Raw genomic sequence first — 12,793 nt, 5'->3', positions numbered from 1 at the left:
CGGCGAACCGCCGTCGCGTCACTCGCCGACGGCGATCGTCAACGTTTCCTTGATTTCCTCCATCACGACATAGCTCTTCGACTGCACGGCGCCCGGCAACTGCAGCAGGATGTCGCCCAGCAGTTTCCGGTAGTCGGCCATCTCGCCGATCCGCGCCTTGATCAGGTAGTCGAAATCGCCGGAGACGAGATGGCATTCGAGCACCTCGTCGATCTTCATCACTTCCCGGCGGAATTGCTCGAACATGTTGCCGCCCTTGTGGCCGAGCGTGATCTCCACGAACACCAGCAGCGCGGCCCCCAACTGGCCCGGATCGACCCGCGCGTGATAGCCGGTGATCACGCCGTCGCGCTCCATGCGCCGCACGCGCTCGATGCACGGCGTGACGGTCAGGCCGACCTGTTCCGCGAGGTCTTTCATCGCCATCCGGCCGTCGTCCTGGAGCAATTTCAGGATGCGTCGGTCGAGCTTGTCGAGCGAGCGTACGGGCTGACGTTGCGTTCTCATTTGTTTATGCTGAAAACCAGAAAAATACAATAACAAAAACTGCACATTCGACAATACCATAGCGCAAAAAACTAGATCAGCTAGAGGTTACACGGAGCCGCAGGTGCGCCCGGCCTCGACCTGATTCCTTCGATCTGGAGCAGCTATGCGAGTCGTCATTCTGGGCAGCGGTGTAGTGGGCGTGGCAAGCGCGTATTACCTCGCGCGCGCCGGCCATGAAGTCACGGTGATCGACCGGGAAGCCGGCCCGGCGCTGGAGACCAGTTTCGCGAACGCAGGCCAGATCTCGCCCGGCTATGCGGCGCCGTGGGCCGCACCCGGCGTGCCGCTGAAGGCCGTCAAATGGATGTTCGAAAAGCATGCGCCGCTCGCGATCCGCCTCGACGGCACGCGCTTCCAGCTCCAGTGGATGGTTCAGATGCTGCGCAACTGCACGGCCGAGCGCTATGCAGTCAACAAGGGCCGGATGGTCCGTCTCGCCGAATACAGCCGCGACTGCCTGCAGGCGCTGCGCGCCGATACCGGCATCCAGTACGAAGGCCGCACGGGCGGCACGCTGCAACTGTTCCGCACGCAGCAGCAGCTCGACGGCGCGGCGAAGGACATCGCCGTGCTGCAGGAAGCGAACGTGCCGTTCGAACTGCTGTCGCCGGCCGAACTGAAGCATGCCGAACCGGCGCTCGCCGCCGTCTCGCACAAGCTGACGGGCGGCCTGCGCCTGCCGGGCGACGAAACGGGCGATTGCCAGCTGTTCACGACGCGCCTCGCCGCGCTCGCCGAATCGCTCGGCGTCAAGTTCCGCTACAACACGCCGATCGATGCGCTCGCGATCGCGGGCGGCAAGATCGCCGGCGTGCAGTGCGGCAGCGAGACGGTGCGCGCGGATGCGTATGTCGTCGCGCTCGGCTCGTACTCGACGAACTTCATCTCGAACCTGATGAAGATCCCCGTCTATCCGCTGAAGGGCTATTCGATCACCGCGCCGATCGTCGACGCAGCGGCCGCGCCCGTGTCCACAGTGCTCGACGAGACCTACAAGATCGCGATCACGCGCTTCGACCAGCGCATCCGCGTCGGCGGCATGGCGGAAATCGTCGGCTTCGACAAGACGCTGCGCGCGGCGCGCCGCGAGACACTCGAGATGTGCGTAAACGACCTCTTCCCGGGCGGCGGCGACACGTCGAAGGCCACGTTCTGGACGGGCCTGCGCCCGATGACCCCGGACGGCACGCCGATCGTCGGCCGCACGCCGGTGTCGAACCTGTTCCTGAACACCGGCCACGGCACGCTCGGCTGGACGATGTCGTGCGGCTCGGGCCAACTGCTCGCCGACCTGATCTCCGGGAAGAAGCCGGCAATCCAGGCCGACGACCTGTCGGTGCATCGTTACCTGAAGGACGCGCCGGGCCAGACGCGCCCGGCCTACGCGTAAATCGGAACGGCCCGCGGCGATGCGGGCTCGTTGCATCAGCGAAAAAGGCGCTCTCGGGCGCTTTTTTCGTTTCGGCCACTGCGCGTGCGAGCGCCCGCTCGGCACGAGGCTTCGGTCGACGCGTGCAGGACGCTTGTCGCGCGTCGAGCGAATCGACGCTGCCGGACGGACGTACGTGCACAACGATGCGTTCCGCTCGGCACCGGGCAATCGCGGATCGTCCGGGCGAACGACGCGCACACCTCTTCAGCGAGGACACAACAAAAAGGGGCGCTCATCGCGCCCCTCGTGCTACATGCTTACCGCCGAAGCGTCCCGCCGCATCAGCCGAGCTCGGTCACGAGCTCCGGCACGAGCGAGAACAGATCGCCGACGAGGCCGTAATCGGCCACGCTGAAGATCGGTGCTTCCGGATCCTTGTTGATCGCGACGATCACCTTCGAATCCTTCATGCCGGCCAGATGCTGGATCGCACCCGAGATGCCGACCGCGATGTACAGCTGCGGCGCGACGATCTTGCCGGTCTGGCCGACCTGGTAGTCGTTCGGCACGTAGCCGGCGTCGACTGCCGCGCGCGATGCGCCGAGCGCTGCCGACAACTTGTCGGCCAGCGGCTCCAGCACCTTCGTGTAGTTTTCACCGCTGCCCAGACCGCGGCCGCCCGACACGATGATGCTCGCCGACGTCAGTTCCGGACGGTCCAGCTTCGTTACCTCACGGCTCACGAACTGCGACTTGCCGGCGTCTGCCGCTGCTTCGATCTTGTCGACCGATGCGCTGCCGCCTTCCGCTGCCACCGAATCGAAACCCGTCGCACGCACCGTGATGACCTTGATCGGGTCGCTCGACTGCACCGTCGCGATCGCGTTGCCCGCGTAGATCGGGCGCTCGAACGTGTCGGCCGAATCGACTGCCGTGATGTCCGAGATCTGCGCGACGTCCAGCTTCGCGGCGATGCGCGGCGCGATGTTCTTGCCGTAGGCCGTGGCCGGCGCGAGGATGTGCGAGTAGTCCTTCGCGATGTTCAGCGCGGTCGCCTCGACGTTTTCCGCCAGGCCTTCGGCCAGCTGCGGCGCGTCGGCCAGCAGCACCTTCGACACCCCTGCGATCTTCGCTGCCGCGTCGGCAGCCGCTTGCGCGTTGTGGCCCGCGACCAGCACGTGGATGTCGCCGCCAATCTTCGCGGCCGCCGCCACCGTGTTCAACGTCGCGGCCTTGATCGACGCGTTGTCGTGTTCTGCAATCACCAGAATCGTCATTTCTTTCCGCTCCCTCTTACAGCACCTTGGCTTCGGTCTTCAGCTTCTCGACCAGCGTCTTCACGTCCGGCACCTTCACGCCGGCTGCGCGCTTCGGCGGCTCGACCACCTTCAGCGTCTTCAGACGCGGTGCGACGTCCACACCGAGGTCTTCCGGCTTCACGGTTTCCAGCGGCTTCTTCTTTGCCTTCATGATGTTCGGCAGCGTCACGTAGCGCGGCTCGTTCAGGCGCAGGTCGGTCGTCACGACCGCCGGCAGCGTCAGCGACAGCGTTTCCGCGCCGCCGTCGACTTCGCGTGCGACCGTTGCCTTGCCGTCGGCCACCGTCACCTTCGACGCGAACGTCGCTTGCGGCAGACCTGCCAGCGCAGCCAGCATCTGGCCCGTCTGGTTCGAATCGTCGTCGATCGCCTGCTTGCCGAGGATCACCAGCTGCGGCTGTTCCTTGTCGACCAGCGCTTTCAGGATCTTCGCGACGGCCAGCGGCTCGACGCTGTCGTTCGACTCGACGAGGATCGCGCGATCCGCGCCAATCGCCAGCGCCGTGCGCAGCGTTTCCTGCGCTTGCGTGACGCCCACCGACACCGCGATCACTTCGGTCGCGACGCCTGCTTCCTTGAGGCGCACCGCTTCTTCCACCGCGATTTCGTCGAACGGGTTCATCGACATCTTCACGTTCGCGATGTCGACGCCCGTGTTGTCCGACTTCACGCGGACCTTCACGTTGTAATCGACCACTCTTTTCACTGGCACCAGGATTTTCATGCACACGCTCCAAAGTTACGAATACGACCAGAGGCCATTTTATAGCGAGGCCTCATGACTGCGCGGCCAGGCGGACCCAACCATGATGGTTGTCGAGGATACCGCTTCTTGGCGACGCGCCAATGATAGCGAACGGTCGTTCTATTTTAAAAGAGAAAAAACCCGGACGCAAAGCCCGGGTTTTCGATCATCGACTCTAATCCCGCCGGGCGTCCCGTGCTCCGCCCCGTTACCAGGCGGCGATGACCGCGCCGCCGAACTTGCCTTCGATGAACTGCTTCACGTCGGCCGAGTGATACGCCGCAATCAGCTTGGCGACCCACGGCTTGTTCCGGTCCCCCTCACGGATCGCAAGGATGTTCGCGTACGGGCCGCTCGGGCCCTCGATCGCGATCGCGTCCTGCTTCGGTTTCAACCCCGCTTCCATCGCGTAATTGGTATTGATCGCGGCCGCGTCGACGTCGCCGAGCGAGCGCGGAATCTGCGCCGCGTCGAGTTCGACGATCTTCAGCTTGCGCGGATTGTCGACGATATCGAGCGGCGTCGCTTTCAGCCCCGCATCCGCGCGCAGCTTCAGCAGCCCCTGCTTCTGCAGCAACAGCAGCGCGCGGCCGCCGTTGGTCGGATCGTTCGGGACCGCGATGCGCGCGCCCGGCTTCAGTTCGGCCAGCGACTTCACGCGCTTCGAGTAGATGCCCATCGGGAACGTGACGGTATCGGCGACCTTGATCAGCTTGTAGCCGCGATCCTTCACCTGCGCCTGCAGATACGGATCGTGCTGGTAGCTGTTCGCGTCGAGGTCGCCCGACGCGAGCGCGGCATTCGGCTGCACGTAATCGGAGAATTCGACGATGCGAATCTCCAGGCCGTCCTTCGACGCGACCTTCTTCACCACTTCCATGATCTGCGCGTGCGGGCCGCCCGTCACGCCGACCTTGATGGTTTCGGCGTGGGCCTGCGCGCCCGCGAACAGCACGGCCGCACCCAGCGCCGCCGCGAATTTCAGCATGAAGCGTCGTTGCATCGTTTCTCCCCTGTCGGATCGGTTGGTCTTATTTGTGGCTCAACCGGCGCACCAGCCAGTCGCCGAACGATTGCACGATCTGCACGAACACGATCAGGATCGCGACGACCGTCCACATCACTTCCGGCAGATAGCGCTGGTAACCGTAACGGATACCGAGATCGCCAAGCCCGCCGCCGCCGATCGCGCCCGCCATCGCCGAATAGCCGACCAGCGACACGAACGTGATCGTCAGGCCCGCGACGATGCCCGGCAGCGATTCGGGCAACAACACCTTGAAGACGATCTGCGACGTGGTCGCGCCCATCGATTGCGCGGCCTCGATCAATCCGCGGTCGACCTCGCGCAGCGCCGTTTCGACGAGACGCGCGATGAACGGCGCGGACGCGAGCGTCAGCGGCACGACCGCCGCGGCCGTGCCGATCGACGAACCGGTGACGAGCCGCGTGAACGGGATCACCGCGACCAGCAGGATGATGAACGGCGTCGAGCGGACCGCGTTCACGATGCCGCCGAGCACGCGATTCACCGCGAGGTTCTGCAGCACGCCCTGGCGATCGGTCAGGTAGAGCAGCACGCCGAGCGGCAGGCCGACGAGCGCGCCGACCGCCCCGGAGATGCCGACCATGATCAGCGTCTCCCAGAACGACTGCACGAACATATCGAACATCTCACTCAACATACGAAAGCTCCTCTACCACCACACCTTGCTCGCGCAGGAACGCGAGCGCCTGCCCGACCTTGCCCGGCTCGCCGCCCGCGAGCACCGCGAGCGAACCGAATGCCTGCCCCTGGATCTCGTCGATCTGGCCATGCAGGATGTTGAAATCGAGTTCGTACCGGCGGATCGTCTCCGACAGGATCGGCTGGTCAACCCCCGAGCCCGTGAACGCGAGCCGCAGCAGATGCCCGCGGCCCGTCTTCAACCGCTCGGCCACGCGCGCCTTCAGCGCGGGCGGCAGTTCCTGCGCGATCACGTCGCCGATCAGCGCACGCGTCACTTCGTGATGCGGCTGCAGGAACACGTCGATCACGCGGCCTTCCTCGACCACGCGCCCCGCGTCGAGCACCGCGACGCGGTCGCAGACCTGCTTGATCACTTCCATCTGGTGCGTGATCAGCACGATCGTCAGGCCGAGCTCGCGATTGATGCGTTTCAGCAGGTCGAGAATCGAACGCGTGGTTTCGGGATCGAGCGCGGACGTCGCTTCGTCCGACAGCAGCACCTTCGGCTGGCTCGCCAGCGCGCGGGCGATGCCGACGCGCTGCTTCTGCCCGCCGCTGATCTGCGACGGATAGCGATCCTTCTGCGCGGACAGCCCGACCAGGTCGAGCAGCGGCAGCACGGCGGCCTCGATGTCGGCACGGCTCGCGCCGGCCAGCTCCAGCGGCAGCGCGACGTTGTCGAACACCGTGCGCGACGACAGCAGGTTGAAGTGCTGGAAGATCATGCCGATCTCGCGGCGCGCTTCGCGCAGCGCGCCGGCCGACAGCAGCGTCAGATCACGCCCGCCGACGACGACATTGCCTTCGGTCGGCCGCGTGAGCAGGTTGATGGTGCGCACGAGCGTGCTCTTGCCGGCGCCGCTTCGGCCGATGATGCCGAACACCTCGCCTTGCGGGATCGTCAGGTTGACGTTGTGCAGCGCCTCAACCCAACCGCCCGGGCCGGGGAAACGCTGCGAGAGATTGCGTAATTCGATCATGTAAACAAAACGGCGGCCGGCCGGCGAGATGGCCCGCCAGTCGGCCGCCGATGCATCTGGAATAGCCGGCGATTTTACCGCAAACCCCTCATTCCCCTTAATAATCGATTTCGATCTTTTCATAACCAGACGAAATTAGAGGGGCACTGCTGAGCCCGCGCGGGAGGGCGCGACTATGATCGCGAAACGCAGACCAACGAACAGGAGACCCGCCAGATGAGCGCCACCACCACACCGGCCGCCGTGCCCGCCACCGCCGGATCGGCGCCCGCGCCGCGGATGGGTCGGTTGCGTACCGCGGACGGGCTCGAACTGGCGTCGTACCGCTGGCCGGCAAGCGACGGCACCGTACCGCCGCGCGCGACGATCGCGCTGGTGCACGGCCTCGCCGAGCACGCGGGCCGCTATGCCACGCTCGCCGGCCGGCTGAACGCGGCCGGCATCGACGTGCTGGCGGTCGATCTGCGCGGGCATGGCCAGTCGCCCGGCAAGCGCGTGTGGCTCGAGCGTTTCGACGACTACCTGAACGATGCGGATGCGCTGGTCGCCGAAGCCGCGCGCGGCGCGGCGCCGCTCTTCCTGATGGGGCACAGCATGGGCGGCGCGGTCGCGGCGCTCTACGCGATCGAACGCGCGCCGGCTCGCGGCCACGCGCTGGCGGGCCTCGTGCTGTCGAGTCCGGCGCTGGCACCCGGGCGCGACGTGCCGCGCTGGATGCTCGCGGTCAGCCGCATCATCAGCCGTGTGTGGCCCACTTTCCCCGCGATCAGGATCGATGCGGCCCTGCTGTCGCGCGATCCAGCCATCGTCGCGGCCAATCGCGCCGATCCGCTCGTGCATCACGGCGCGGTGCCCGCACGCACCGGCGCGGAGATTCTCGACGCGATGACGCGCATCGAAAACGGCCGCGGCGCGCTGCGCGTGCCGGTACTCGTCTATCACGGCACCGAGGACAAGCTCACCGAACCCGACGGCAGCCGCGCGTTCGGCGCGCGTGTCGGCTCGCCCGACCGTACGCTGACGCTGTACGACGGCGGCTTCCACGAAACGATGAACGATCTCGAACGCGACCGCGTAATCGACGCGCTCATCGCGTGGATTCACGCGCGCGTGCCGGCGCGCTGAGCGCGCCGGGTCGCGGCCCGGGCCGGCCAACCGGGAATCAGATCCCGGCCAGCACGCGCAGGTGCGCGACGACGCTGCGCCCGAGCGCGGAGAGGTTGTAGCCGCCCTCGAGGCAGCTGACGATACGGCCCTGCGCATGTCGGCGCGCCACGTCGACGATCTGTGCGGTCAGCCATTCGAAGTCGGCCTCGACGAGGCCGAGATTGCCGATGTCGTCCTCGCGATGCGCATCGAACCCGGCCGACACGAACAGCATCTGCGGCTTGAACGCATCGAGGCGCGGCAGCCAGAACATGTCGACGGCTTCGCGGATCGCCATCCCGTTGCTGCGCGCGGGCATCGACAGGTTGACCATGTTCGGCGCCTGATGATCGACGCCCGAGAATGGATACAGCGGATGCTGAAAGAAGCTGCACATCAGCACGCGCTCGTCGTTCGCGAACGCCGCCTCGGTGCCGTTGCCGTGGTGCACGTCGAAATCGATGATCGCGACACGCTCGATGCCGTGTACGTCGAGTGCATGCCGCGCGGCGATCGCGACATTGTTGAAGAAGCAAAAGCCCATCGCGCGCGCGGGTTCCGCATGGTGACCGGGTGGACGGACGCCGCAGAACGCATTCGCATAGCGGCCTTCGATCACCGCGTCGGTCGCCGCGATCGCGGCGCCGGCCGCGCGCAGCGCCGCGCGCCACGTGTCGCGATTCATCAGCGTATCGGGATCGATCTCGACGTGACCGTCGACCGGCGTCATGCTCCGGATGTAGTCGATGTGCGCCTGCGTATGCACGCGACCCAGCGCGACCTCGCTCGCGAATGGCGCGGTTTCGTGCACGATCAGGTCGTCGATGCGGCTCGCAATCAGTTGATCCTGGATCGCCGACAGGCGGGCCGGGCATTCCGGATGCCATTCCCCCATCTCGTGCAGCATGCAGTCGGGGTGCGTGTAGAAAGCGGTTGCCATAAGCTGTCGTCCGCGGCGCACGGTGCGCCGCAGGTCTCCGTCAATGATGTCCATCGTCTGCCGCGAATTCGCCGCTAACTTACCACAACGGGGGCCGGCTTCGGCCCGGGGCGCCGGATGCGTCGGGTATACTGCGCCGAACACAATCGCCCTGTCCGCCCGCTTCGACATGAATTCCAGCAAGCCCGCCGCCCTTCTTTCCGCGCTGTTCCGTGTTCGCGCTCCGCTCGTCGTCGCTGCCATCGCCGCGGCCCTCGGCACCGCGCCTGCCGTCGCACAGACGCAGCCGGCGAAACCTGCGGGCACGCTCGTCGCCCAGGCCCAGCCGCAGCAGCCGACGCCGCAAGGCCAGACCTTCGAAGAGGAAATCGTTCCACAGCGTTACGCGAGCAACGCGAAGGTCGATGCGTTCATCGACGAGATGGTGAGCCGCAACGGCTTCGATTCGGCGAGCCTGCATGCGCTGTTCTCGCGCATCAGCTACTCGGCGACGGCCGTCAAGCTCGTGAGGCCGGCCCCGACGCCCTCGGTCAAAAACTGGCGCGTCTATCGCTCGCGCTTCATCGAGCCGATCCGCATCAACGCGGGCGTGAAGTTCTGGAAGGCGAACCGGGCGACGCTGCAGCGCGCGTCCGAACAGTTCGGCGTGCCGCCCGAGGTGATCGTCGGCATCATCGGCGTCGAAACCATCTATGGCCGCTACATGGGCAATTTCCGCGTGCTGGACGCGCTGACGACGCTCACGTTCGACTACCCGGACACGCCGAATCGCGACAGCCGCCAGGCCACCTTCCGCAAGAACCTCGAAGACTTCCTGGTCTGGACCCGCGACAACCAGCTCGACCCGACCACCGTGCTCGGTTCGTACACCGGTGCGATCGGGATTCCGCAGTTCCTGCCGAGCAGCATCCGCGAATATGCGGTCGACTTCGACGGCACGGGCCACGTCGATCTGCGCAGCAGTCCTGTCGATGCGATCGGCAGCGTCGCGAACTACCTGAAGCAGCACGGCTGGGAAACCGATCGACCGGTGGTCTGGCAGATCACGCCGGACACGGGCAGCCTGGGCATCGCACAGGCCGCCGCCGACGGCCAGCCCGAACCGCACTGGGCGCTGTCGCAACTGCTGCGCGCCGGCATGACGCTGAACGAGCCGACGGTCGACATCACGACCGAAGCCGGCACGCCGGTGACGGTGGTCGACCTGCCGACGCCGGGGCGCGCGACCGAATACATGCTCGGCCTGAAGAATTTCTATGTGTTGACGCGCTACAACCGCAGCTTCTTCTACGCGCTTACCGTGTACCAGCTCGGCGAAGCCGTGAAAGCACAGATGGAAGCGAGCGGCGCGCTGCAACCCGCCGCTGACGACGCGCAGCCGCAGTAATCACCGGCCGCCCAAAGAAAAAGCGCCGCTTCTGCGGCGCTTTTTTATCGATGCGCGCATCGCGCACCGATCTCGCTCAGGCGGGAAACACACCCGTGGACAGATAGCGGTCGCCACGATCGCAGACGATGAACACGATCGTCGCATTCTCGACCTGACGCGCGATGCGCATCGCGACTTCGCATGCGCCGCCCGACGAAATGCCCGCGAAAATGCCTTCGACCGCCGCGAGCCGGCGCGTCATCGTTTCCGACGCGGCCTGGCTCACGCTCTCGACGCGGTCGACACGGCTGCGATCGAAGATGGTCGGCATGTATGCTTCCGGCCATTTGCGGATGCCCGGAATACGCGAGCCGTCTTCCGGCTGCGCACCGACGATCTCGATCGCCGGATTCTGTTCCTTCAGATAGCGCGATGTGCCCATGATGGTGCCCGTCGTGCCCATCGCGGACACGAAGTGCGTGATGCGCCCTTCGGTATCGCGCCAGATCTCCGGCCCCGTTGCTTCGTAGTGCGCGACGGGATTGTCGGGGTTGCCGAACTGGTCGAGGATCACGCCCTTGCCTTCACGCTGCATCTGCTCCGCGAGGTCGCGCGCCAGTTCCATCCCGCCCTTCACCGGCGTCAGGATGATTTCGGCACCATAAGCGGCCATGCTCTGGCGGCGCTCGACCGACAGATCCTCCGGCATGATCAGCACCATCTTGTAGCCGCGGATTGCCGCGGCCATCGCGAGCGCGATGCCCGTGTTGCCGCTCGTTGCCTCGATCAGCGTATCGCCCGGCTTGATGCGTCCACGCGCCTCGGCCTTGCTGATCATCGACAGCGCCGGACGATCCTTCACGGAGCCGGCCGGATTGTTGCCCTCGAGCTTCGCGAGCAGCACGTTGTTGCGGGCGCGAATCTCGTCGTCCGGCAGGCGGACCAGTTGCACGAGCGGCGTATTGCCGATCGTGTCTTCGATAGTTTTGTAAGCCATGGATATACCGTGAGTGCGAGGCCGATCAATCGATCGATTGTAAACCAGCACCGGCACCCGCGCCGGCAACCCCATTGCGACGATGGAATACGCGTGCCGCGCGGTTCGCGTTTCGCCGCGCAAGCCCGCCGCTCCACGCAAAAAACCCGCGGCATGCCGCGGGAAGCCGTCGCAACGACGGCGACTGAAGGAGCACTTGTGTCGGTTGCTTGACGCGTTATTTCTGCGCGGTGCGGGCCGGTGCGGCGGCAGGCTTCGCTGCCGCCGGTTTGGCCGCGGCCGACGGCGTAGCGCTCGTACCCGCCGCTGCACCGATCGTCAAACCTTCCTGCTGAAGCCGCTCGACGGTATGCCCGCCCATGCCCTTCACGCGCGTGGCGAGATCGTCCGCATTCCTGAACGGACCACGTGCGCCGCGCTCGTCGAGAATCGCCTTGGCCCGCGCCGGGCCGATGCCCTTGATGCCGACGAGCGCATCCTCGTTCGCGGTGTTGACGTCGACGGCCGCCCAGGCCGACGCGACTGCGCCGAGCATGACCGCTGCGGCAAACCATTTCCTGATCATGTGCTGGATCTCCGAAGAAAAACGGCCGGCGGCTGCCGACCGTGAGACCCAGTCTATCGATGCAACGCTTCGGTTTAAACCTGGCCGGATAGCCAACGCACGTAGCGGTCGACGCCTTCCTGCACGGTCAGGAACGGTGCGTCGTAGCCGGCCGCGCGCAGTTTCGTCTGGTCGGCCTGCGTGAAGCACTGGTACTTGCCGCGCAGCGCATCGGGGAACGGCACGTATTCGATCAATCCCTGCTCGACCTGCTGCGCGAGCGTCAGCGGCGCCTGGTTGTCAAGCGCACGCAGCGTGTTCACGACCGTCGACGCGATATCGTTGAACGGCTGCGCCCGGCCCGTGCCGAGGTTGAAGATGCCCGACTTCTCCGGATGATCGAAGAAGAACAGGTTAACCTTGGTCACGTCCTCGACCGACACGAAATCGCGCGTCTGCTCGCCCGGCGCATAACCGTTGTACTCGCCGAACAGCTTCACCTTGCCTTCCGCGCGGAACTGGTTGAAGTTGTGGAACGCGACCGACGCCATGCGACCCTTGTGCGTCTCGCGCGGACCGTACACGTTGAAATAGCGGAAGCCCGCGATCTGGCTCTTCGCGCTCGGCAGCACGCGACGGATCACCTGGTCGAACAGGAACTTCGAATAGCCGTACACGTTCAGCGGCGCCTCGACGTCGCGCTCCTCGACGAAACGCGTCGAGCCGCCGTAGATCGCGGCCGACGACGCATACAGGAACTGCGTGCCCTGCGCGAGGCAGGTATCGAGCACCGCGCGGCTGTAGCGGAAGTTGTTGTCCATCATGTAGCGGCCGTCGGTTTCCATCGTGTCCGAACAGGCGCCTTCATGAAATACCGCGCGCACCTTGCCGAAATCGCCACGCGCGAAGCGTTCGACGAATTCGGTCTTGTCGAGATAGTCGTCGATCTCGCAGTCGACGAGATTGCGGAACTTGTCCGCGCGGGTCAGGTTGTCGACCGCGATGATGCGCGTCTCGCCGCGCTCGTTGAGCGCCTTGACGATGTTCGCGCCGATAAAACCGGCTGCGCCGGTGACGATGAGGGTCATGATCGTCCTGCCTGA

General features: G+C 65.6%; 13 protein-coding genes. 3 read left to right on the top strand and 10 right to left on the bottom strand.

The window, feature by feature from the left end; all coding sequences use genetic code 11:
* Positions 1 to 18 precede the first annotated feature (18 nt).
* Positions 19 to 507 carry an Lrp/AsnC ligand binding domain-containing protein gene (locus tag SY91_RS07495; protein ID WP_012492860.1) on the bottom strand — a complete coding sequence of 163 codons (489 nt, stop codon included), beginning with the start codon at positions 505 to 507 and terminating at the stop codon, positions 19 to 21.
* A gap of 145 nt (positions 508 to 652) precedes the next feature.
* On the opposite strand from SY91_RS07495, the gene SY91_RS07490 reads away from it, so the two are divergent.
* Complete coding sequence (locus SY91_RS07490; protein WP_011544898.1) at positions 653 to 1,939, top strand: D-amino acid dehydrogenase; 1,287 nt, start codon at positions 653 to 655, stop codon at positions 1,937 to 1,939.
* 323 nt (positions 1,940 to 2,262) lie between these two features.
* Here the strand turns inward: SY91_RS07490 and SY91_RS07485 are convergent, their stop codons facing one another.
* The 5 genes from SY91_RS07485 to SY91_RS07465 form a co-directional block, all read right to left on the bottom strand.
* On the bottom strand, positions 2,263 to 3,198 hold the full coding sequence (locus SY91_RS07485) for an electron transfer flavoprotein subunit alpha/FixB family protein (protein ID WP_023475832.1): 936 nt from the start codon (positions 3,196 to 3,198) through the stop codon (positions 2,263 to 2,265).
* Between the two features lie 16 nt (positions 3,199 to 3,214).
* Entirely contained in the window at positions 3,215 to 3,964 is a 750-nt protein-coding gene (locus tag SY91_RS07480) for an electron transfer flavoprotein subunit beta/FixA family protein (RefSeq protein ID WP_006496532.1), read from the bottom strand.
* A 229-nt stretch (positions 3,965 to 4,193) separates the two neighbouring features.
* Complete coding sequence (locus SY91_RS07475; RefSeq protein WP_023475830.1) at positions 4,194 to 4,988, bottom strand: MetQ/NlpA family ABC transporter substrate-binding protein; 795 nt, start codon at positions 4,986 to 4,988, stop codon at positions 4,194 to 4,196.
* Positions 4,989 to 5,016: 28 nt separating this feature from the next.
* Positions 5,017 to 5,670 carry a methionine ABC transporter permease gene (locus tag SY91_RS07470; RefSeq protein ID WP_006476559.1) on the bottom strand — a complete coding sequence of 218 codons (654 nt, stop codon included), beginning with the start codon at positions 5,668 to 5,670 and terminating at the stop codon, positions 5,017 to 5,019.
* A complete protein-coding gene (locus SY91_RS07465; protein WP_006476560.1) occupies positions 5,660 to 6,694 on the bottom strand; it encodes a methionine ABC transporter ATP-binding protein in 1,035 nt (344 codons plus the stop codon). Before SY91_RS07465 ends, SY91_RS07470 begins: the two co-directional genes overlap by 11 nt.
* 216 nt (positions 6,695 to 6,910) lie before the next feature.
* Between SY91_RS07465 and SY91_RS07460 the strand changes: the two genes are divergently transcribed.
* Positions 6,911 to 7,819 carry an alpha/beta hydrolase gene (locus SY91_RS07460; protein WP_023475829.1) on the top strand — a complete coding sequence of 303 codons (909 nt, stop codon included), beginning with the start codon at positions 6,911 to 6,913 and terminating at the stop codon, positions 7,817 to 7,819.
* A 37-nt stretch (positions 7,820 to 7,856) separates the two neighbouring features.
* Here the strand turns inward: SY91_RS07460 and SY91_RS07455 are convergent, their stop codons facing one another.
* A complete protein-coding gene (locus tag SY91_RS07455; RefSeq protein WP_023475828.1) occupies positions 7,857 to 8,780 on the bottom strand; it encodes a histone deacetylase family protein in 924 nt (307 codons plus the stop codon).
* A 43-nt stretch (positions 8,781 to 8,823) separates the two neighbouring features.
* Between SY91_RS07455 and mltB the strand changes: the two genes are divergently transcribed.
* Positions 8,824 to 10,167, top strand: a complete 1,344-nt coding sequence (gene mltB / locus SY91_RS07450; RefSeq protein WP_124477023.1) for a lytic murein transglycosylase B — start codon at positions 8,824 to 8,826, stop codon at positions 10,165 to 10,167.
* Between the two features lie 76 nt (positions 10,168 to 10,243).
* On the opposite strand, the gene cysM is transcribed toward mltB, so the two are convergent.
* The 3 genes from cysM to rfaD all read right to left on the bottom strand — a co-directional run bounded on the left by cysM (position 10,244) and on the right by rfaD (position 12,778).
* Positions 10,244 to 11,146: a cysteine synthase CysM gene (cysM, locus tag SY91_RS07445; protein WP_006476564.1), complete on the bottom strand. Its 903-nt coding sequence runs from the start codon at positions 11,144 to 11,146 to the stop codon at positions 10,244 to 10,246.
* A 217-nt stretch (positions 11,147 to 11,363) separates the two neighbouring features.
* A complete protein-coding gene (locus SY91_RS07440; RefSeq protein ID WP_023475825.1) occupies positions 11,364 to 11,711 on the bottom strand; it encodes a ComEA family DNA-binding protein in 348 nt (115 codons plus the stop codon).
* Positions 11,712 to 11,785: 74 nt separating this feature from the next.
* Positions 11,786 to 12,778 carry an ADP-glyceromanno-heptose 6-epimerase gene (gene rfaD / locus SY91_RS07435; RefSeq protein ID WP_006476566.1) on the bottom strand — a complete coding sequence of 331 codons (993 nt, stop codon included), beginning with the start codon at positions 12,776 to 12,778 and terminating at the stop codon, positions 11,786 to 11,788.
* Between the last annotated feature and the right edge of the window lie 15 nt (positions 12,779 to 12,793).

The organism is Burkholderia cenocepacia (genome assembly GCF_014211915.1).
In the GTDB taxonomy this organism is placed as follows: domain Bacteria; phylum Pseudomonadota; class Gammaproteobacteria; order Burkholderiales; family Burkholderiaceae; genus Burkholderia; species Burkholderia orbicola.
The sequence above is the reverse complement of the archived record's forward strand: the minus strand, read 5'-3'. Positions and strand labels throughout refer to the sequence as shown.

Coding starts and splice junctions, on each gene's coding strand:
- SY91_RS07495 (WP_012492860.1), bottom strand. CDS start 507: ATGAGAACGCAACGTCAGCCCGTACGCTCGCTCGACAAGCTCGACCGA.
- SY91_RS07490 (WP_011544898.1), top strand. CDS start 653: ATGCGAGTCGTCATTCTGGGCAGCGGTGTAGTGGGCGTGGCAAGCGCG.
- SY91_RS07485 (WP_023475832.1), bottom strand. CDS start 3,198: ATGACGATTCTGGTGATTGCAGAACACGACAACGCGTCGATCAAGGCC.
- SY91_RS07480 (WP_006496532.1), bottom strand. CDS start 3,964: ATGAAAATCCTGGTGCCAGTGAAAAGAGTGGTCGATTACAACGTGAAG.
- SY91_RS07475 (WP_023475830.1), bottom strand. CDS start 4,988: ATGCAACGACGCTTCATGCTGAAATTCGCGGCGGCGCTGGGTGCGGCC.
- SY91_RS07470 (WP_006476559.1), bottom strand. CDS start 5,670: ATGTTGAGTGAGATGTTCGATATGTTCGTGCAGTCGTTCTGGGAGACG.
- SY91_RS07465 (WP_006476560.1), bottom strand. CDS start 6,694: ATGATCGAATTACGCAATCTCTCGCAGCGTTTCCCCGGCCCGGGCGGT.
- SY91_RS07460 (WP_023475829.1), top strand. CDS start 6,911: ATGAGCGCCACCACCACACCGGCCGCCGTGCCCGCCACCGCCGGATCG.
- SY91_RS07455 (WP_023475828.1), bottom strand. CDS start 8,780: ATGGCAACCGCTTTCTACACGCACCCCGACTGCATGCTGCACGAGATG.
- mltB (WP_124477023.1), top strand. CDS start 8,824: ATGATGTCCATCGTCTGCCGCGAATTCGCCGCTAACTTACCACAACGG.
- cysM (WP_006476564.1), bottom strand. CDS start 11,146: ATGGCTTACAAAACTATCGAAGACACGATCGGCAATACGCCGCTCGTG.
- SY91_RS07440 (WP_023475825.1), bottom strand. CDS start 11,711: ATGATCAGGAAATGGTTTGCCGCAGCGGTCATGCTCGGCGCAGTCGCG.
- rfaD (WP_006476566.1), bottom strand. CDS start 12,778: ATGACCCTCATCGTCACCGGCGCAGCCGGTTTTATCGGCGCGAACATC.